This is a genomic window from Parapedobacter flavus, from assembly GCF_035818675.1.
Taxonomy (GTDB): Bacteria; Bacteroidota; Bacteroidia; order Sphingobacteriales; family Sphingobacteriaceae; genus Parapedobacter; species Parapedobacter flavus.
Genome location: NZ_JAYKZZ010000033.1, coordinates 1 through 20,522 on the forward strand (window position 1 = coordinate 1; position 20,522 = coordinate 20,522).

Below are 20,522 nucleotides of genomic sequence, written 5' to 3' on the forward strand. Positions count from 1 at the left end.
CGTCACCGGGCTGGTTTACCGTCAGCTTTGGCTGGAAGAAAACACCGCCATTATTCTTGGGTTTGGATGCACGCCTGGAAATTTCTTTTGCTGAAAACATATGCTTTGATGTAAATCTGACAAACTAATTATACCCTGGCGAAGCCCAGCAACTTATCCATCCTGGTTTTGACGTAAGAGAACCCGGCAACGTTCGCCGCTTTGTTGCCCTCGATGGTGTAGAGGAATCCATCGTCGCAATGGTGTACGATCCCGATATGCCCGTTGCCCGAAGCAAGGGACGTGCGCCACCAACACACTACGTCACCCGGTTTGGGCTGCTTACCGGATTCGCTGGTGAAACTCCATCCTTTGTTTTTCAGCTGGTTAAAAATATTCCGTGCGCCTGCCGAGTAATTAAATGGCATATCCCGCCGGTCGCCACCTACGGCCTGGAGAAAACACCAGCTCACGAAGGCAGCGCACCAAGGGTATCCGTCTGGTAAACCCGCGGGCTCCATGTATTTTCGTACCCACGGCCCTTTGTTGTTCCCGCCGACCTCGCCGGCTCCTGCCTTCAGCTCGCCAATGGCTACCCGAAGTGCGGCACGTCCCAGTTGGCTTTCGCCATGTTCGGTAGCGGGCAGTTCATCGTATGCAATGGCTCCGGCTGTTACCCGTGGGCGCGGATTTTCGAGTGCCCACCAGGTCAGTTGGCCGACCACGCCATCCACCGAGAGCGGTTGCTGGTGCTTATCCAAATGCGAACCTTGGAAATCTTTAACGGCCCGATCCGTTGCGGTATCGAAAACCCCCGTTTCGGCGACTACGTAATCCAGTTCGTTCAAAATCGCTTGCAGTTCGCGGACCATTCCACCCGTATCCCCTTTCTTTATCAGCGTACGGGCTGTTTTTGGTGCCGACTGGTTCTCGGCAGCCTTATGCCGTTGGTAGGCTTCTTCCAACTTGCGGTCGTATTGGTTGGCCGCATAACCGGCGCCGTTGTAGCCCTTGGCAAATACCGTCCATTGCTTATTTTTGAGGGCGCCTACCAAGTTGTTTTTTTGCAGGAACCGGCCGAACGCCTCCAATTGCTTTCCTTCACTCAATTGCATGTCGCCGACAAACGCGATGACCGAATCGTACCCTAGGGTGTGGTAGTGGTATCCCATGATCTGAAACAGCCCCCAAGAAGCCGAAGCATACGCTGCTTCCGCAACCTTGCTATTGCTTGGTAGCAGGTTGATTGCCTTTTCTAGTCGGTCATATTCTGCAGCTCCCCCTTTATAGTGTGCTTTTGTCCATTTTTTGTGTAGGATATCCGTGTTGCCTGATGTGTGAGCAGAAGGGTCGACGCCCCTTTTTTCTAACTCCTTCCAGAACACATGCCCCTCAAACAGTATTTTCGGATTGCCATCGGCGTTGAAACCACGCCCACGGCTTTCTACTTCGTTTACGGCTTTGATGGTCGCCACATCAACGCCAAGTGTACCCGCAAGCGCTCGGATGTCCGACTCTTTCAGGTATTTTTCTTCCATCTTGCCCATATCCACGGGTACGCCATTGATCAGCTTTGTCCATGTCTTGGTGTAGACAATACCATCACTCACCAAACCCTGTTGGGTTTGGAATGAGCGGACCGCGAGGTCGGTCGTCGTATCAAATATCCCATTGATGGGTAATTGGTGGCTATACTCGTTGAGCAGCTCCTGGAGCAGTTCAACGGCATCACCGCGGCTGTTGATTTTTAGTAGTTTCATCACTTAGTAGTTAATTGTTCATCCCCATTCCACCCGTAGTATGTTGTCCATCCAAGGGAGTTTGATCATGCCAATTGGCCACGGTAAACTTGTTAAAAGAACGTCTACGCCCCTGGTATCTACCTGCAGCAACCAGCCGGAGGCCTGTGGCGTGAGTTTCCCCTCGCGCTGTAAAAATGTTTCGCGAAGCCCGGCAATGGTCGTATTGCGCAAGACCTTCCAATGGGTGATGAGGGCTTCTAATAGCGTTTCGAGTTCGCGGTCGACCTGCGCAGTCGGTTCGAACAATGAGGGGTCCACGAATGTGGTAGGCAGCAGACCCGTGAGTAGCTTATTCAGCGGCAGCTCACTTTCGTCGGCAACGGTGGGCGATTCATATGCCAGATACTGGAGTGAAGTGGCAGCTTTGCCCTTGGCTGCGGGAAAAAGCTGCTGGGCATCATCTAAAAAGCCCATGCTTTGCCATAACGAGGCGATGAACGGATACACGAGCACGAGACCAGCATTGGTAATGTAGTAGCAGGTTTCTGCTTGTTGTAGGTCGCCCATCGGTATATCGGTTTCTTTGGCCGTGGCACGGATGTCCTGCTCATCAATCGGTTCGGGCTCTTCAGGTAATCCGGCGGCGGTATGCTGCCGGATAGCTGCTGCTGAACTGGGAAACTCGTTCGCGACCAGCGGTAACACGGTTGTTAAGAAACCGGTAACTAGCAATGCGTCAAGATCGGCGTCGCTTATTGTTGCTATGTGTTTTAGGAGTTGTTCGACGAATCGTGTCCGCCGAGTGCCATCAAGTTTCGACCATATTTTCTCGGTTAACGTTGCCCTAAAACGCTTCTCAGGTGCCGGACCGGTCGATGGTCGGCAATACGCCGTGTAGTAGGCCGCCACGACCGCGTTTGCCCATACGGCCTCCGTAAGTTCGCCCTGTTCGAGGAGCACCCTATACGTTAAATCCGCCGATGGTAGGCGGTCTTTTGCTAGCGCTTTCGCCAGCCGGATGATAAAATCCGTGGTGCAGTAATGGAAGAGGCGCTTCAGTGTGTCGCCGGAGGTTTGTAGCGCTCGCGTTAACCCAGCCAAAAACGGCGCGTCCAACAGCAGGTGCTCTTCATAATCAACGGGCTTTTTTTTCTGGCTATCCCATTGGAATCTTCCCGTTTGCAGGAAATGGATGAATTCACCGTCCCATTGCTGCACGGTCGACGCGATTGGATATCGGCGTAGTTCGTCGCGTATCTTACTACAAACATTTGCGATCAGCTCATCTTCCCAGTTAGTAGCCTGCAACAGTCCGCAATCGATCGATAGTTCTGGGATGGTCACCACTTTCTGTTCTGCGCTGAATTCGGTGAATAGCTGATCCAATTCAGGCAGGATTCCTTCATAATATACTTCGGCCAGGCGATCCTGTATGCCCAGTCGTTCGCCGGACCCTTCAAAAGTGACCTCGAGCGACTGCCGATGGATAATATGGGAGTGATGGTGCATGAACTTCTTATTTTACGATGATTTTTCCTTTGCCGGCATCCAACTGCTTTCGCAGTGCGGTAATAGGCTGTTTGAATGTCTTGGTGGCTACGGACATGCCGTCGCCGAATGTGATCCGATGGGTAATCACGAGCTCGTTAAGTTGCTCGAACGCCTTAACGGGGATGCTGGTCGTCGCCTTCGCGGCCTTTCCGTTGATCGTCCACGTTGATGTTCCTTCGTCCGCCAATGCGTTGAGTGCGATGCTGACCGCGGTGCGCGATGTGCCGGGCCTCGTTAGGATGAGGTCATTCCCCGGTATGCCGATGGAGATTTCGAATGCCGCTGTGCGTTGGGCCGTAGCACGTAAACTGAACGTGAGCACCGCCAAGGTTACCTGGGCACCGTCAGCATGGTAATAGGCGATCACACCGCCTTTCAACCCATCCTTCGCCATTTGCGCGGGAGAAATAACTACTGCGCCTTTCTTTGTGGTTACGCCGTTTGGCGCCGAAACCACCGTGATGGCCCCCGGTGTATTTACGGGAATGGTCACCGATTCTTCTTCACTGGCGATGGTTTGGTCCTGGTCATCGCGGATGAAGGTACGGGCATGTGTCGCCGTTCCGCAGGGGGTGTCGAGTACATGATAGGTGATAACCGCCTTGGGATTGTTGGGGGTGAGCAATTGCGTCACTTCCCGTTTATTCTCGGCAATGGATTGGCCATCCAAAAGCCACTGAGATTTTACCTCAGGGCCGTCCGGTACAGCGGTTTTCAGGGTCAATTCCCAGTTTTTTTCACGGTCGGCATAGCTTGCTTTGTCGATTTCGAAGGCGGCGTCCGTAGGCGCTTGTATAGTGAATTGGGTCTCAGCGGTACTTCCGGAAGGCAGGGTGTATTTGACGATGAAGGTTCCTACACCAAGTGTCGCCGGCACGATTGTCAAGTCGTTTTCTTTATCATTTATGGTTAACTTCCCACCTGTTGGACTGGCCTTTATTGGGTATTTCTCTTTATCCTCAACGCAAAAAGCCGTCGGTTCAATAACAACTGTGGGTTCCTCCTCATCGGGCGTGTCCGGCTCTGACGGTTCATCGGGCGAAGGGGGGAAGACGTAGGCGATGGGAGCACAATTACTTTTACACAGATAAGGCACGTAAAAGTCAGCAATGACTACGCCTCCAGGTAATTGGCTAATCTGTTTCTCTTCTTCCTCGCGCCTTTTCAGCGCATCCAGGACCTTGGAGGCCGAGGAACCAAGGTCCAACCCTTCGATGAGACTGACGGCATCCGTGTATGTTTTGCGGTCTGCCGCAAACCGTTTAGTGGCCGTATTGGTTGCGGTGAGCCGACTTTCCTCAACCGGTTGAGTAACCAACTGCAGATCTCTTTCGGGGATGATGGGTGAATAACGTGCAGACGAAGGCTGATACACCAATACGAACGTGCCGCCTTTGGGTACACCTGCTTTGTGCTCCAACCCTTTGTGCCGTTCGACGTACTTGGCAAACGTGACCGCTTCCTGGTATCGATCCAACCGTTTATTGTACTCCTCCTTCAGCGCAAACAACGCTTCGTTGGTGCAATTAAACAGTACGTTATTGTTTTTAGGAGCGAAATAGTCTTTTAGCGCTTCGTTTTCCGACTTTTCGGCGGCCTTGATGATCCCTTCTACGGTTAATTGGTATTCATCCCATAATGCCTGGTATGCGGCCACGTCGAATTCCCGGAGGTCGTGCTCAAAAAGGTAGCCGAAAATAGCATTGAGTTGTTGGAGGAACACGAGCAGCATATCGGGCTTGGGCAGGATGTATTCAAAAAGCCCACGGTCAGCAATCAAGAATGCACCCATATCTTTGGCTACAAAATCCATCAGTTTAACATCGTTGCCACCTGCTCCGGGATCCATGACTTTGGAAATATAATTTATGGGGGCACTGGCTGCTTGTGACGTTTCTTTCTTCAGCGCCGATAGTTCGTGTTTGATAGACGTTATCCTTTTGGAGAATGTGCGGGCTGCGGCGGCTTTGTCCACCTTGATTGTATCGGTTACTAAAACATCGCCGATGACGCCGTCCCGTTTGGGGCGGAGATTCCCTACGTAAGTTAAAATCTGTTCAACCCGACACAATAATCCTGCAATCAGCACGGTATAGCTCGACTCCAGGTCTTGCACTTTGCAGGTCACTTCGTTTCCGTTGGCGATTTGCTCCAAATCGAGTGCACTGAGTGCGACTACCTCGAAGGGGAGGTTATAAGCATCGCGTTCGGCTACGATTTCTGCCAATGCTTTCGCATAATTTTTGCCAACGTGGCCTTCAATACGAAAGGCATTGAAGGACTCGATATCATACAGCAGCGCATTGGGGGGAGCGCTGTCGGCGTCATTTCGCTGACGTGAAAATTTCCACCATTCATCCAAACTTTCGCGCCGGTAATAGAAAGGCACGCACCGATCGGAAAGGGGTTCGTTGCCGATGTAGCTAGGTGTGATGCGCAAGGATTGTTTTTTGGATGGTAATGAACCATCAAACTCCGCGACCATGAATTTCATCCGTTGCAATAATAAATTGACTTCTTCCTTGAGGTGCTGTTGCCCGTAGAGGTAATGCACAGGAACAAAATATTGGCGATAACTGTCGATATAGCCGAAACGTGTGGTTTCTGAGGCCAATCCGAGTGCCAGGTGCAAGGGGAAAGCTTGCTCATCGGCACCGCATGTGCCGCTAAAATGCTGTGCTTTTCCGTGAAATTCATGGAACGCCTTGATTAGATCATCGATGAAATCGTAGAAATACTGGATATAGTGGAAATTGCCATGTTGATGGCTGAATTTATCCCGGATGATCCGCAGGTTGAGTTTTTCGAATGGATTGGGTTCGGAAAGTCCAAGTAAACCCGCGTACCGGAGCCAAGAGCGGTTTAGGTTTTCCTCCAGCTTGGTAAGCGTATCGTCGTCAACGATATCATAAAATGCTTGGAGTATCTGTTCACCATTTTCGAATACATTCGCTGCGGGTACGCCGTACCGCTTCAGCAATAGGGTATTGAATGTGGATTTGTCATTGCCATCGAGCAGGTCGGTATGCACCAAAAGAGGCCTCACTTCAAAATCGAGGCGCCCCCCCTTGTCGTTGCAATCGTTCGTGTCGCAATTTTTAAGGCGCACCTGTGTGGCCTCCAATAGCAATATGACCACATAGGTATCGCGCTTTAATTTTTCAATCGGCTTTTTGTCCGTTTCGGGCGAGTCGCCAGGCAGCAATTCCAAGATATCTTCTACGCCATAGTAGGGTAGTGCTTTCGGGTCATCGTGGCAACCGGTAATCGGATTTAAGCTGTTGGGGACCTCAGGAGAGGTGTAATCGGTGTAGTGCGTATATACCTGCTCACAATGCTCGATGACATAGCCTTGTGAGGTGATGCCGTGACCGCCACCGATGGTGATGCTTTCATCGGCAACCGCGACGTCCAATCCGCAAACGATACCGTTCCCGATAAGCCGCACCCTAGACAAACGACTCTGCCGATCCAGGTAGTTTACCGTATCATTCAGGTGGTTGTTCGTAAGTACCTGGTCGGCCTCAAAAACGGGGTATGACTCAATCTTGTTCATGGTCATTGATTTAAATAAGTGCCTAAAATTGTTCTTCCTAGCATGACGGGGTTATTTTCGATATTGCTTTCCGCGCAGTTGTGCAGCGTAGCTTGTGGGTAAACGTTTTTCAGCTGCGGTAGCAACAAGAGCAAGCTGTCGTTTGCTGCTTGCAGGGCCGAGGCGTCTTCCCTGTCGTCGTGGAAATAACCGGCAAGCGCTGCCATCCAGGCTTTGTACCGGGCCTCAAACTGCCGCAATTGGTCGTTGCCGACCCAACAAACTTTAATTTGGATATGCGCCGGTGCCTCCTCTTGTAGCTTACTTTCGAAATAGTTCCGGAAAGCCGGATGGTCAAAATGGTCGGGCCAATAGGGAAGTACCACGGATGCCCGGAACGAATAGGGATCGAGCTCGCATAGGCAGTCGCCATCTACTTCACATAGATCCATCAATTGGAAGGTATCGGTCCGCGGTCGTAACAAAGTGTGTTCAAGCAAATGAAACCCTTCGGAGTCAGTGCATCCCTCACCAAATTCGGTGGCCACTTTATTGATGATTTCATCCGCTTCTCCAGCGCTCTCAACCGTGTCCACTGTTTCCATCAGGCGTTCACCGTCTGCCATGAGCGTGATTTTACCGGCGGCGAAAACATAGTTTCCCGCCGTTGCAGCCAAGTCGATCACTTTGGTGAGTGCTGTTTCTGCATCTGCCTTGATAGGGAACTTCGACGACGCGAACACCACGCCTTCGCGCGACGTGATCTCAAACCGGTGCATGCAATGGATTTCGCCCTCGACGTTTTCTTCCTCGCATTGGATTTCTGCGTGTTTGATGCAGTATAGGAACCTGCGGGTCAGATCCTGTATACCCGTCAAGGCACCTATCCGTTTTTCCAATCCGGAAACATTGTCGGTATTCCAAAGCTGGTCCGTTGCCAAGTCGAATGTTTCGGTTTGAGGGAAATAGTTGAATGCCTTCGAGCGGTTTGCGCTGAGGTCGGGGTATTGTTTTAGCGTCTGTATTTTCGCGTCGATCAATTCTTCAATGGCGACGTGCTCCGTGGTTTGCTCTTCATAATTAATTTGATACCGGAGCAGTGCGAAGTCGTTGAACGATTCGGCAAACCGTGCCAGTAAATGGTCCAAAAAGCGATTCCGCCGTTCGTTATAGGCTGTCTGGCGCTCATATAATGCCTGCCACTCGGCGCTTCCGGCTCCTGCGTCTATGGCGGTTTTTAAGTCGGTAGACCGTAGCCCGTCCGTGTCTTTAATGTCATCGAGGTATTGTGCGAAGTACGTCTGTTTGATGTCTTCTATAGAAAATAAACGTTTGGCGTTGGACAATTGCGCAAAGAAATCGGCCAGCAATTGCTCGAAAAACAAAAGGTACCCTTTTAGCTGCCGTTGTTGGGCCCTTCGTAAGGTATCTGCATGGGGCGGGAGACCGGCTTCGCCTACGCCGTAGACGGCCGGTAAATCATATTGTACGGGCCAGTAGCTGAGCGTATCGCGCGATTGACCGGTCTCGATAGGAATATCCATGTCATGGCCTTTGCGCTTCCCCAATGTGTGCTGGGCCCGCATTACCGACAAGGTGCCGCTCACTTCGTTGACACGCGCACGGAAGGGGTAGCCGTTTTTGAAAAGTAGGATTTTAGATTGCGAATGACTTAATACCGGTTTATGGTGTTCGCTGATGGCCATACACCAGTCCCGACCGATGAAACCGTTGATGGGTTTCCCATCTTGCCCATATTTGGTCATCAACAGGTTTCTAATGGCTAATACGCCATCAATATCCATCAGTAGGTTAATCACATCCGAAGCGTATACATGCGTACGCAATTGCGTTTCATCCAATTCCTTTGGGTCGACGAATCCATTAGTGAGAGCAACGCCCGTGTAAATGTCTTGCGTTTCCCAGCCTTTCTCAAGCAGCTCCTTCAGCGAATAGAAGTTGACCGAAGGGCTTAGGTACCGCTCAAGCGCGAACAGCAATTCGGCCTGTACGCGTTCGATATCCGCATCGGCCGATACGTCGACATCCATGCAGAACGCGATTTCTTCATAGCCCACTTGTTTGATGGACAGGAAATCTTCACATAAATTTCGATGTGCATGCAGTTGTTTGCGTACACGTTTGAAAACCGTATCAACCTGCTTCAGTTTCAGCAGGAACGTATCGGCCAGCTGTTGCACGTACTCTGTGTCTTCGAGCAGTGCATCCAACTGAGCTGCGGTTATTTTTCCGGTTGGCGGGTGTAAGGTAACCGTCATCGCGAAGGGAAGGTGATAGGTGGTCGCGGCGTTGCTCGTCAATACCAATTCGTATTGCCCGGCGGCACCGGACGGTTGGGCCGAAACGGACACCATAGGTTCCTTTATGATGCCCCGGGAGATGTCATCATACGATGGAAATTCGAATTTTATGACGGCATCACCACCGGGAGTGGTCAGTTCCACATCACCGGTGTTCAGGTCACCATACTGCTCGTCGCGTTCAAAGTCTAGCACGACATCATATAGCCCATTGAGCTGGATGGCTGTGCCGCTAGGTTCAACCTGTAATTTCCGCTCATCGCCATTGAAAAAAAACGGGATTTCCTGGCGATTGGAAGGGGATAGCCAAGCATTGTTTATGCCATCAATATCAATCAGCAATTTCCGGTAATCCGCCAAAGTAAACGGATGGTTCGTCAGAATCTGCCTCGCCGGGTACAGCACCTGATCGGTAGCATCATGTAGCAGATGCTTCATCTCAAAAGAACACCGGTAACCGAGCTCGGTAATTGCATAACAGAGTGCCTCCAATATCGTAATACCCGGGTCATGCGCATTGTAATCGGTCCACAGGTCGCTAGCCAATTGCTCGATGTGCTTCAACCCTTCCTGCCGTAAGCGGTCATAATCGAGTGCAGCATGCAATTGCTGTGTTTTCGGTATGGTATAAGTTTTCATACACATTCTCAGTTTGATGTTACATGGATCAGATGTTTTGTTGTCCCGTCGGCATAGGAAACCAATACGGAGCGGGAAGAGGTGGCTACTGCTTCATCGACATCGTAGTTTGCCGTTTGCACAGCCAATTGCTCATCACGGACGATATGGTGCATCCGGAATGCACTAAGCACATGTACGTATGGGCGTTCGTCAATAAAATCAATCAGCGTGCTCTTGTGTATTTTGCCGCCGAAAGACACCGGTTTCGAAGTGTCGAATGCCCAAGGGCAAAGGAAACGTTCGATGTCGTCATTCAGGAGGTTGAGGTGATATGCCTCGTCTTTGCCGAGATAGAAAGTCACATTAAATTCAAGCTGTATTTCCTCAAACTGCGGATTCCGGACGTGCAATTTGATGAATGGGTTTTTGAGACTTTCCAAGTATTCGGCAATATCAACCAATGTCCCGATGGGCGTATAAGGGCGCAGGGCGTTCGTATGGGCAAATTTGCTCACGTCCGGAATCGTCACCATCGTCACATGGCCGGGATAATTCTCGCAAAACGTGGTCTTGCCGGGTTCGTCGATGAATCCTGCGCGGTTTATACATTTAGCTTTGTAAATGGAAGGGAACTGTTCGAGGACCAAGTGTTCATAATCCCACATGGTGATGGCCCGTTGTTTATGGCGTAGCCGCTCACTGACACGGGTATAAAACTGGTCGGCAGGCTCCATGGGGCGCCCACCAAACGATGGCGACGGTTGCTCGATCCGTTTTACCGCTGCATCGTTCATCAGTAGTTTTGAAATCGCTCCCTTTGGACGCGTTTCTTTGAAAGAAGTGCCGTTTTCGCCTTCCTGTACCAATGCCACGTGTACCGCTTGCGCCCGGATAGCGGTAAGCTTACAGATCGCATCTAGCTCCGATTGTATGGCTACCTTCAACCACAGCATCCCGGAGGGCATGCGTGTGCCGTTGGACGTTGAATCGGGAGGGAGCGATATGGTGACGATTCCGCTGCGCGAGAGGTGTTTCGTATTGTCAATCAACATTTCTTTTTCGAACGGTTGCCAGTCGTTGTTGTCATTGAGGTAATACCAACGCACCGCTTCAAGGGGCTTAAGCGGGTTGGAGCTGCCTTCAACTACTTCCACCAGAAGGGAGATGGTATTGGGAGATTCGATGTCGCCCAGTCCGATGAATAATTCGCCGTTGTTTGAAACGACCGGGAGCGGCCCCACCCATTTGTTATGGTCGATTCGCTTGTACCCAAATGGGTGGAGGTGGAAAAACGCGGATTTGCCGTCGCCTGCTAGCGTAATCGTTTCCGCGGCAGCATAGTTTATCTCGAATTTGTCGACAATTAACTCCGGTGGGGTAGGGGTCGAATTCCGCATCAACCTGAACCCTTCAAACTGTGCCGCGGAGACCACGGTTTTAAGCATTTCCGAGCGTACATCCTGCATTTCAGCCTTCTTCACCATAGTCTCTTTTGCCTCGACTACAGTTGAATCGGAATGGAGCAAGGCGGTTATCGTCGCCGTTGTTTGCACCGGGATTTTCATCAACTTGGTATCGTTGAAGCTTTGTGTCAAACTTTCCATGAACGACGACAAGGAATACTGGTTGCTCGTCAAAGCGAGTCGGATATGCCCATCCCGGTCACCTGCCCCATAAGCACGTCCGGTGCGGCCTGTTGCGGCTTGTTCTTGGATAGCGTGATTTGGCATGGCAAGGGTATGTCCGCCGGTAGCGGAAGTGGTAGTTAGCCCTTGCCAGCGGCCACGAAATAAATAGTCTGCAGAAAACAACGCAGGCAGGTCCGTCGTCAAGCTCAGTGCGGTCAACGGCTTTTGGAAGAGTTCGCCGCTGCCAATGTAAAAGCCGGCACCACGCCGAGGAAGGTCGCCAAATGGCTTAAATGGTTTACTGCCATCCAGCAAGCCAATGTCATTGCTAAGTATAGCATCTTTGTAACCTTGTACGGCTACACGGAGCCGTATTTCACTAATCGTCTGTTCGGCCAGTGCATCATAGTCCATGCCGGATGCTTCCTGGTCGAAATATACCATAAGCAGCGGTAGGTCTGTATCGATGTTGCTTTGATGGGTTTTTTCATCATAGGATTGGATGGCGTCTTTCCCGCCGTCAACGTCGATAGAAAACGTGAGTTCACCCCGTTGCGGCTGATAGTCCGCCAGCACTTCGTCTTCCAACCATCCCTTTTCGCCGGTCAATCGGATTTTGAACCTGATGTTATTCCGCGCAGCCAATAACTTGCTAATCCGTGTCTTTCTGAATGGCAGCTGATTAAACCTGATGGTTACGGTGATGGTCCGCTCCCCACTTTTTAGGAACAATAATTTCGACGCGATGGCGAAGCCCATTGACGCTGTGGGGTTCGGTGAGTCTCCGAAACGGAATGCCGGTGCCTCGTCGCTATTGCGCGTTATAAAGAGCTGTCCGTCGACCTTGCGAAGTGAATGGACCGCTGCCACCTTCGCCTGATTCAGCAAAACGTCTTGCGATAGCCGATAAGCCAGCGACTTGCCTTCCGCATCTTTTCCGCCTTTAAACAAGGTTCCGGCCTTGAGCAGGTGCCGGTCTACATGCTTATGCAGGTCAACGACAAGGTGGGCATAATCTGGCGCAGGCTTTCGCAGCTTCAGTTTTAACACCTCTTTATAATAGTATTCGAGGTGGTTTTTCCCATATTGGTTTAATTCGTGTTGTGCGTGACCAAATAGCTGCAGAAAAGTGTGCATCAAGGCCATGTGGGGTTGGTGCTTGTCGTAGTTTTCAACAGCATCGGTAAACAATGTGTTCGCCTTCCGGATAGCCAAGGTTGTTGCGGTCAATACGGAGTTTATCTGCTGTTGGAAGAGGTTGTGGTGGGTAATATAGTTGATTTTCGCAAGTTCATCTACGTCGGGGATATGTAGGTCGAGGGGCTCCGGAGTATCCTGGATATAATGGAATTCATGTGTGGCAATGGAAGAGTTGAGTGGGTGAAGGGGTGCCAATGGATCCGTGGCTCCCGAGGACGGCAACAAGGGCAGGTTGGCAGCCCTAAATGTCAACAATGCCCGCGCCCCCTTATCCATCTTCAACGCGATGATATCGGTGATGTGTCGTTGATAATCGGTATTACCTGTTAAGTGTGTGCATTGTTCGTCTACGGTCTTGGCCAGGGTATACACGAAGTCGAATAGGAATTTGTAGCAGCGTTTAGCCTCAACGATATTAGAACTCCGAACCGCTATACGGATACGTTTCACGAGAGATTTATGATAATTGCTGAATACCAGCGGATCCATTGTTGCTAATGTTGCGAGGGCCATGCTCAAATCGCGCTGGATGAGGGGCTTCCAAGTTCCCGCAGCGTTGTTTTCCTTGTCGAAGTAGGTGACATGGGCCGCATAGCGTTGCATGAATAGCAGTAGCTGCTTGTGGTCTCGTTCGTCTACTTGGGCAAAGTGCGGAGATAGCGCGGGTAGCGAACGGCTATGTTGTGCCGTTCCTTCACGTCTCAAACTGTTTTTATCTGAACACGACATAGCTTAATCATTTTACTTCCGTACCTTCCTGCCGGTAAAAAGGGAAAACATAATTGAACCGTGAATTGGTCGCGCGAACGGTGTAGTCAACGGTAATGAGTATTCGACCTGCCAATTCACCGGTGTCGACCAATTCAATCTTGTTGACCGCGATACGGGGCTCGTGATATAATATCGCGGTCTGTATCAGGTCTTTCATATAGGTCTTCATCGTCGTTGTCAATGGTTCAAACAACAGCTCGTTCAAGTTACAACCATAGTCGGGCAACATGACACGTTCACCGGGCCGGGTGGAAAGTAAGATTTCCAAACTACTCCGGATGTCGTCGCTGTCGCTGAGCATGCCTACGCCCCCGTTTTCGCTATCAAATTCGGGCGGGAACCCCCACCCTGTACCCAAGAAAGATTGGTGTAATTTATCCATCATTCATCCTCCTACCAGTACTGTTGTACAACCGTTGGTGATCGCGCCACCATGTGCCGTGGAATCGCCCAGTCGCGCAGCCGGAAGTCCTCCGATTAGTACCGTCGCAGACCCTTTGACAATCGCGTTGGGCGGTCCCGGGCATGCACACAAATCGCCCATCCGTGCTGCCGGCAGTCCGCCGATTAATACCGTTGGGCAACCTGTCGGCATGATGACGCCGCCGACATGTGGGTTAGGACTCGTCATCGGACAGGTATGCATATCACTTATTCTTGCGGCCAAACTCATGACTCAATTAATTTATTTTTACCATTGAACCTTTTATCTCGGTAATCCCCGAGCTTTCGATAAGTAGTGAGCCAGCACCCGAAACCTTAGCGGTGGCGTCGGCTTTTATATCCAACTGCGGCGTAGCTATCGACAGGGATGACGTTGCTTTTAGCACCAGGTCCTTCGCCGAAGACAGTGTGATTCCACTGTCGTCAAACAGCAACTTATTACCGCTGGCATCTTCCATTGTACATACACCACCGGCATCGTCAAGCACTAGTTTTCGTCCACTGGGTGTCTCGATTGAAACACGCTTATCGGCGTCGTGTATGAGGATGGCTATTCCCGAGCGAGACACATACCCCTTCTCGTTATTCGCATCCGCTGCGGTAAGCGGGGCAGGTTTCGCGCTGCTGTGTAGCATCCCAAGCACAACCGGGTAGTTGGGGTCATCACCCAAAAAGCCCACGATGACTTCATCGCCAACCTCCGGCATAAAGAACGTACCGCGGTTGTCGCCGGCGTCCAACGTAGCCAGTCGCGCGTAGAACCCTTCATCTGCGGTGGCGATAATCGGCAAGCGTACCTTGATGCGGCCTTTTCCCGCAGGGTCGATGATATCGGTTACTACGCCAATCTGCAATCCCTGTGTGGCAATAAACTGACCGGTGAAAGAAACCGGATGCTCCGGGAATAGCTTTTCCGAGAAGAACGTGTCTTCCCATCCCAGCGTCGCCTCCGTCATCCAGTTGCCATCGGCATAGTTGTGACGCACCGCCGACACGAAGACCTTGCCATTGAATTGCTCACCCAGCCCCGATAAGGTGAGAAACGAACCCGGAATGACAATAGATTCACCTGAAAAAGCAACCTTTCCCTTAATCTTAGCTAACGCTTGTTTGGTCCGTTTTGCATTGGTAAGCGATTGGACTTCCTGTGTTTCCATTGCTCCGGATAGCCTGATTTCTAGCGGTTTGCCCATTATCGCTGCTAAATCATCCGTTGATAATGAGCCGGCATAAGCCGATGGCCCAACCGCACCTTCGGACGATGTGACGGCCTGATTGGTGTGGTCCCACGCGTATCCAACAACCGCCGGGGTTTGTAAGCGCGCATCCACCGCGGCATCGAACGACACGATGTTGTGTCCGTAAGTGAGTGTGAATACGGACGGTACATCTTCGTCGGGTTTCTGTACCACTATTTTCCCGCCATCAACCGAATAATATAGACCGTTTACATCGAGCCTTGTCATCATGAAATCCCAATCGCTGACTTGGCTTTGCAGTAATTGCTCATGGATAACATCCGTGGTGGCCACATCGTAATCGCTGATGCCGTTTTCGGAAAATAACTGTTCGGCAACATCCGAATCCTTCATTTCCGCATAGTATCGGCTATTTCGGGTTACGGTCATCCGCACGGTCTCATGTTTGCATGTTACGACGAAGAGCGACTGTAAATCCTGTATCTGATGGCCGTTTGCGGTGATGATGCCTTTGAATACGGTGATGTTGTCGCCATCGTAACCCAATCTGATTTCAACGAATTTTCCGGGGGCTAACAACCCGCTGCTACTCACCTCGAAATCCTGCTCATACGGATTCCCATCTGCAATGGTAAGTGTTGCTGTTGGGATTTTATTGAGTGAGCTTTCCACCTCGATGTCTACAACGTTTAGCACGTGCGGTAGCTCGTCAGCTGCCGTCAAGGTTGGCTGGCTTCCGACGAGGACGGTATGGGTTACCAAATCGCTATTGTGGACGGTGGGCATAATGGCTTATTTTTCTAATGGCGGAAAATAGAGTGTGGTGCCGGCGCGGATTTTTCGAAATCCGTCTAGCCTATTAAATGCAGCCACGGCAATGTAGTATTCGTCGCGCCCATAGATTTCAGTAGCCAAGCGATCGATGCGCTCTGCGCCCGTAAAAATCCGTTCATGGGTGATGTCGGGGCTCTGCTTGTTTTCGAGGGCTTCCCGAAGGTGGTCTTCTATACTTTCGGTAAAAGAACACTTGGCTACCGCCCGGATGGGGGTGCCATCTGTTGTGAAAACCTTATATTCGATGTCAATTTGGGTCAATACGCCTTTGAAAAGCAATGTTCCCCAATGGATTTTAAGGTAGTAGGGGCGGTGGATGTCACCTTTGAAGTCGATGATTTTCTTCTTGAAGTCTTCGATCTGCTCGGCTACCGAGACGGGTTGTGCAAATGGATTGGCGACGGAAACATTCAGCATCGACGCATTCTTTACAACACCGGTACTGTCGAACAAGAAATCAAACGTAAATTTCTGGGGCTTGATTTTGTTGAATTTCATTTTCACCGATGACTTGCCCGCGGCCTGTGTGTCATCGTAGTCGTATTCATATTTACAGGTGTACGTAGACGGATTGATGAGCGCACTGAATTTCTCGCCCGGTGCTTTCCGGGAGAATGCTGCATCCAAGTACGGCTCCACGTACAGCTTTTCTGCAGATGTAAGGTCACCAAACATTATCGTTCATTTTTTTGTTTGAGTTGCCGATGAACTTTTCGAAGCACCTCATCCGTGATTTCTTTTTTCAGTTTCGCGATGCCGGGTGCCGCCGTCGGTACCATGGGTTGTTGCTCTGCAACCACTACGGCCTTGATGTGGAGTTCTTTGATCTCGATGGGCATAACCTATTACGTTAGAAGCTAACCGAACCGCCGATGCTACCTGCGGCCGACAATAGCGAGTCCACACTGATGATATCGAAGTACTGGTAACTCAATGTGATGCTTTCTACAACCACGGTGCTTTTTTCTGCGTCAAATGCAGACACCGACCACTTCTTGGGAATGGCGTTGACAACATACCACGCTTGGATCGGTACGTGGTTGTCGTTCAACAGCGCAACGAGGATGTTCGTCGGTTCGAAAACGAAGTTTTCGAATGCATTTTTACACCACATCAATATGCCCGACCCGATAAACATACCGCGCTTGAGGACCAGATCGCTGTATTTAGTTCGTACCGGAAGTTCCCAAGTGAAGCGGTTTTGTCCGCCCTCAACAATCGATTCCATTTCCATCGCCATCTCCAATCCACTCACTTCCTGAAAGCGGAAATCGTTCGGTGTCTGCGGAAACAGTTCGAATGCCACAGAAAAGTGGAAGCCAACGGGTGGATAAGAAAACATCAGCCTTCATTTTGGATGGTTAACCCTTCATGCGCGATCTCGATGGTTTCAATCGCCACTTCGTTGCCTGTGGAATTCAAATCCGTCGATTGTACTTTAAGCGGCCAAGCACTCTTTATTTTCCATACTACCACGGGTTCATGGTTTTCATTAAGCAAGGAAATAATAATGTCGCGCCGCTCAATCGTATTCAATGCTACGGTATTCCACCAATTGTAGAATTCGTTATCACCTTTGAAAATGCCACGTTTCAACGTAATGTTAGAGAAACTCTGCAAGCCGGGCATTTTGATTTTGTGGTATTCCGGACTTGCCCCATCGCGGTACTCAATAGGCTCTATTGAGACATCCAGGCCAGACACTTCACTGAAACCGATCTTTGCTCCACCCCATTCTACTTGGAAATGGAACTTGGGTAGGGGATAATTTGCCATTTTATTTCAGATTTATAGATTCAACATCAACTAATGAATAATGCCTATGACTCCTGCATTTTATGCGAGAAGCGAAGGATGATGAACTCGGCCGGGCGTACGGCAGCCATTCCAATCTCGACGATCAGTCTGCCCTCAAGGATATCTTGGGCGCTCATCGTCTGGTTCAGCCCACAGCGCACGTAAAATGCATGCGCTGGTTTACTGCCTGCCAGCGCGCCTTGCCGCCACAACAACGTGAGGTAGTTTTCTAGCATAGCGCGTAGCTTAACCCAAGTATTAGCGTCGTTTGGTTCAAACACGAATTGCATCGTGGCTTTCTTTGCCGATTCCTCGACGGTGATAAATAGCCGCCTGACGTTAACATAACGCCACTCATTATCGTTTCCTGCCAATGTGCGGGCACCCCATACGATAAACCCCTTTCCCTGGAACGAGCGGATAGCATTCACGGACTTGCCGGTTGTTGCATCGATGTTCATCGCGCCTTGTTCAACATCAGAAATATTTGCGCTAAGTCCGTATACCGAGTTGACTGACACATTCGCCGGTGCTTTCCATACGCCTCTCGATCCGTCTACACGAGCGTAGATACCTGCCATTGCGGCCGAAGGAGGTAATGTGGGACTTAATTTATTAGCAATGGTCTCTACGCAGAGGTTATAGATAGCGGTCTGCGTGGTTTTTAACGTGTTCAATTTCACCGCGGCGGCAGCAGTGCCGTCTGTTACGATGACTACATTCACGGCCGTATCCACATAGGCGTATTCAAAAGTGGTTTTCAGATACGGGTAGTAGACTGCCGCATAGTTCAGGTTGTCGTTTTTCGTGAATTCCGTGCGGAATGTACTGATGGTGTTCGTTACATTGGTGCCTTCGTTATGTACGTCCAACAGCGTGAATCGATCCTGAAGCAGTACGCATTGATCGATTCCTTTTCCCATCAACTCGTAATACTTATCTTTTGCCAGCGATAGCCCATCCGGAATGACGATGATGGTGGGTTCATCAGCTGTGGCCAAGGCATTTAGTCCCGCTTCCAACGTTGTCGATGTGATATTGGTCGTAGTCGGAGCAGCCGATACGATATAACACGGACCGCCGCCGTTGGCAAAGTATAGCCGCAGGCTATAGTACATCTTATACTTCGAGATCTTATCCTGGGGCAGTTCGGCAACGGCAACAAGCGAAGTTACGGTGCCGCTTGCTGTTGTTTGGTTTACCGTGACCTTGATATCGGACTGATTTTCGGGGCCACCGAAATACTGCTCGTATTCCTTTAGCGAAAACACCTTGGTCGGCTTATTCGTCAATGATTCTCCAAGTTCGTTTTCGGCTTTCTGTGTATGGCCTATAAACGCTGGAATCGCTGTTTCCACTTGGGCCACCGATGGTGGGAAGAGCGGGATCTCGTTTACATAGACCCCGGGGGTTTTGATTGCTGTTTCATTGATTTGTGCCATCGTTATAAGTTTTTGAGGTTATTAATTACGTGTTTACACTTTTAGGTCTATGCGGTAGATATGCTGGTCTGCCTTTCCGTTGCTAACGGTGTAGTTAAGGATTTGCGTAGCTTCTTGTTTGAATAGTTTGTTTTTTTTGGTGCCTTCGGCAACGATATCTAAAACGGCTAAGCAGCCGGTGATGGACACCGGGCGTTCTTCCCAAAAGCTGGGATGATCCGAATATCCTGGATGGAACACCCGTTCGGGGGTTGCCGATGCAACGGTGGTTAGTGCACTGTTACTGAGACGGATGGATGACGTCGTTGTTTTTAACTTTATTTGGACGTGATGGGTATATTCACCACCAAACGACGGTGACAAGCCTGTTTTGGCGATGAAGGTGTTGGTGGCCGTTAATAGCAGCCGCGCCGAGAAATCCGTTGGTAGTCGAAAAAACGGTGTGTCATTATTTGCGGCGACACGGATGTAGCAGGATAGCGTGTTGTGTTTAAATTGGCAATGGATGTCGTGTCTTTCAAATAGTGCAGCAGTAGGGCCATCGGGTTCAATCTTAAGTTCATCCATAAGTGACGCTGTCCAATTTTTCCCTGCTGCCGGAACGGGGAAAGCGGTATGGGCCAATAAGATGGAGAAGAGTTTTTCGTAACGTATGGTAATCGTTTCCATGGCCTTTTGTCGGTTAGTTTGCTTTTCGTTTAAATCGCGCCTCAATTTCCCTGACAGGCGCTATCGGTCCATCCAAGACACTGTCTATGGTCAGCATCCGCATTTTGTAAAGAATGGACGGGCGGTATTTTCCGCCCAACATCGACCACAGTTGCTGTAGCTGCTCGAGGCTGAGGGTTACCATTTCCATCGTTAAGCGCTCAATCCCGTCGTCGGCCAGTTCCTGGATGTCGTCGGCTGTAAAGGCAGATTGTTTTTGGAAGAAAGCGATGACGTCTTGGAGGTGTTGTAGGTTATTGGCGTAACCCGGTCCATATGCAGTGAATAGCAACGAAAGGTCGAGATGTACCGGCGGGTTTTTGGGAAGTAAGTCGCCATTAACCCTCACGACATATTGCAGGTCTCGGGCAAGCCGTACCTCCTCAACATTTACGAGGGAAATAATGATGTCTGCATCATTTGGATCATTCTCCCCGTTATCAAGTAGTGCGATATTGGCAATCGATACGATGGGGGAGAGGCCGTCGTTCAAGATACGTTGAATATTTTCAATGGCTGGATAAAGCATTTCCACATTTGTTTGGTCCGATAGTACCTATCGATAACACAAATATGGAGGGATCTGAAAACGCTGGCAATACCTATTTTGGTGTATTCTACTTTAGGTTAATTTTTTCGGTTTGCTGATTTACGGGAATGGGCATGAACAAAAAAAGCCCCATCGTTTTCACGTTGGGGCTTTCGGTAGGTTTTGGCGCCGACCTACTCTCACGCCTTTTACGGCAATAC

The 20,522-nt window shown here is 50.2% G+C and carries 15 protein-coding genes; all 15 read right to left on the reverse strand.

Translation table 11 applies throughout. The features are described from left to right. Positions 1–128 precede the first annotated feature (128 nt). From U9S71_RS19760 to U9S71_RS19830, 15 genes are read right to left on the reverse strand one after another with little or no spacing between them, the layout of a single operon-like run. Positions 129–1,739 (reverse strand): N-acetylmuramidase domain-containing protein, encoded by a 1,611-nt coding sequence (locus tag U9S71_RS19760; RefSeq protein WP_326329558.1) that lies wholly within the window; start codon positions 1,737–1,739, stop codon positions 129–131. Between the two features lie 18 nt (positions 1,740–1,757). Next, positions 1,758–3,230, reverse strand: a complete 1,473-nt coding sequence (locus tag U9S71_RS19765; RefSeq protein ID WP_326329559.1) for a contractile injection system tape measure protein — start codon at positions 3,228–3,230, stop codon at positions 1,758–1,760. Between the two features lie 7 nt (positions 3,231–3,237). Next, complete coding sequence (locus U9S71_RS19770; RefSeq protein ID WP_326329560.1) at positions 3,238–6,828, reverse strand: hypothetical protein; 3,591 nt, start codon at positions 6,826–6,828, stop codon at positions 3,238–3,240. Between the two features lie 2 nt (positions 6,829–6,830). Further along, positions 6,831–9,767 (reverse strand): baseplate wedge protein, encoded by a 2,937-nt coding sequence (locus tag U9S71_RS19775; protein WP_326329561.1) that lies wholly within the window; start codon positions 9,765–9,767, stop codon positions 6,831–6,833. An 8-nt stretch (positions 9,768–9,775) separates the two neighbouring features. After that, entirely contained in the window at positions 9,776–13,282 is a 3,507-nt protein-coding gene (locus tag U9S71_RS19780) for a baseplate J/gp47 family protein (RefSeq protein WP_326329562.1), read from the reverse strand. 31 nt (positions 13,283–13,313) lie between these two features. Then, on the reverse strand, positions 13,314–13,733 hold the full coding sequence (locus U9S71_RS19785) for a GPW/gp25 family protein (protein WP_326329563.1): 420 nt from the start codon (positions 13,731–13,733) through the stop codon (positions 13,314–13,316). After that, positions 13,734–13,979 carry a PAAR domain-containing protein gene (locus tag U9S71_RS19790; protein ID WP_326329564.1) on the reverse strand — a complete coding sequence of 82 codons (246 nt, stop codon included), beginning with the start codon at positions 13,977–13,979 and terminating at the stop codon, positions 13,734–13,736. A gap of 49 nt (positions 13,980–14,028) precedes the next feature. Further along, on the reverse strand, positions 14,029–15,777 hold the full coding sequence (gene vgrG, locus U9S71_RS19795; RefSeq protein WP_326329565.1) for a type VI secretion system tip protein VgrG: 1,749 nt from the start codon (positions 15,775–15,777) through the stop codon (positions 14,029–14,031). Positions 15,778–15,783: 6 nt separating this feature from the next. Then, positions 15,784–16,500, reverse strand: a complete 717-nt coding sequence (locus U9S71_RS19800; RefSeq protein ID WP_326329566.1) for a CIS tube protein — start codon at positions 16,498–16,500, stop codon at positions 15,784–15,786. Continuing rightward, complete coding sequence (locus tag U9S71_RS19805) at positions 16,500–16,664, reverse strand: DUF5908 family protein (protein WP_326329567.1); 165 nt, start codon at positions 16,662–16,664, stop codon at positions 16,500–16,502. The genes U9S71_RS19800 and U9S71_RS19805 overlap by 1 nt, the downstream gene beginning before the upstream one ends. Before the next feature lie 11 nt (positions 16,665–16,675). Next, positions 16,676–17,167 carry a phage tail protein gene (locus tag U9S71_RS19810; protein WP_326329569.1) on the reverse strand — a complete coding sequence of 164 codons (492 nt, stop codon included), beginning with the start codon at positions 17,165–17,167 and terminating at the stop codon, positions 16,676–16,678. Continuing rightward, on the reverse strand, positions 17,167–17,601 hold the full coding sequence (locus tag U9S71_RS19815; protein WP_326329570.1) for a phage tail protein: 435 nt from the start codon (positions 17,599–17,601) through the stop codon (positions 17,167–17,169). The genes U9S71_RS19810 and U9S71_RS19815 overlap by 1 nt, the downstream gene beginning before the upstream one ends. A 44-nt stretch (positions 17,602–17,645) precedes the next feature. Beyond that, positions 17,646–19,064 carry a phage tail sheath family protein gene (locus tag U9S71_RS19820; protein WP_326329571.1) on the reverse strand — a complete coding sequence of 473 codons (1,419 nt, stop codon included), beginning with the start codon at positions 19,062–19,064 and terminating at the stop codon, positions 17,646–17,648. Between the two features lie 33 nt (positions 19,065–19,097). Then, entirely contained in the window at positions 19,098–19,733 is a 636-nt protein-coding gene (locus tag U9S71_RS19825; protein WP_326329572.1) for a hypothetical protein, read from the reverse strand. A gap of 13 nt (positions 19,734–19,746) precedes the next feature. Continuing rightward, a complete protein-coding gene (locus U9S71_RS19830) occupies positions 19,747–20,301 on the reverse strand; it encodes a Pvc16 family protein (protein WP_326329573.1) in 555 nt (184 codons plus the stop codon). Positions 20,302–20,522: the final 221 nt, after the last annotated feature.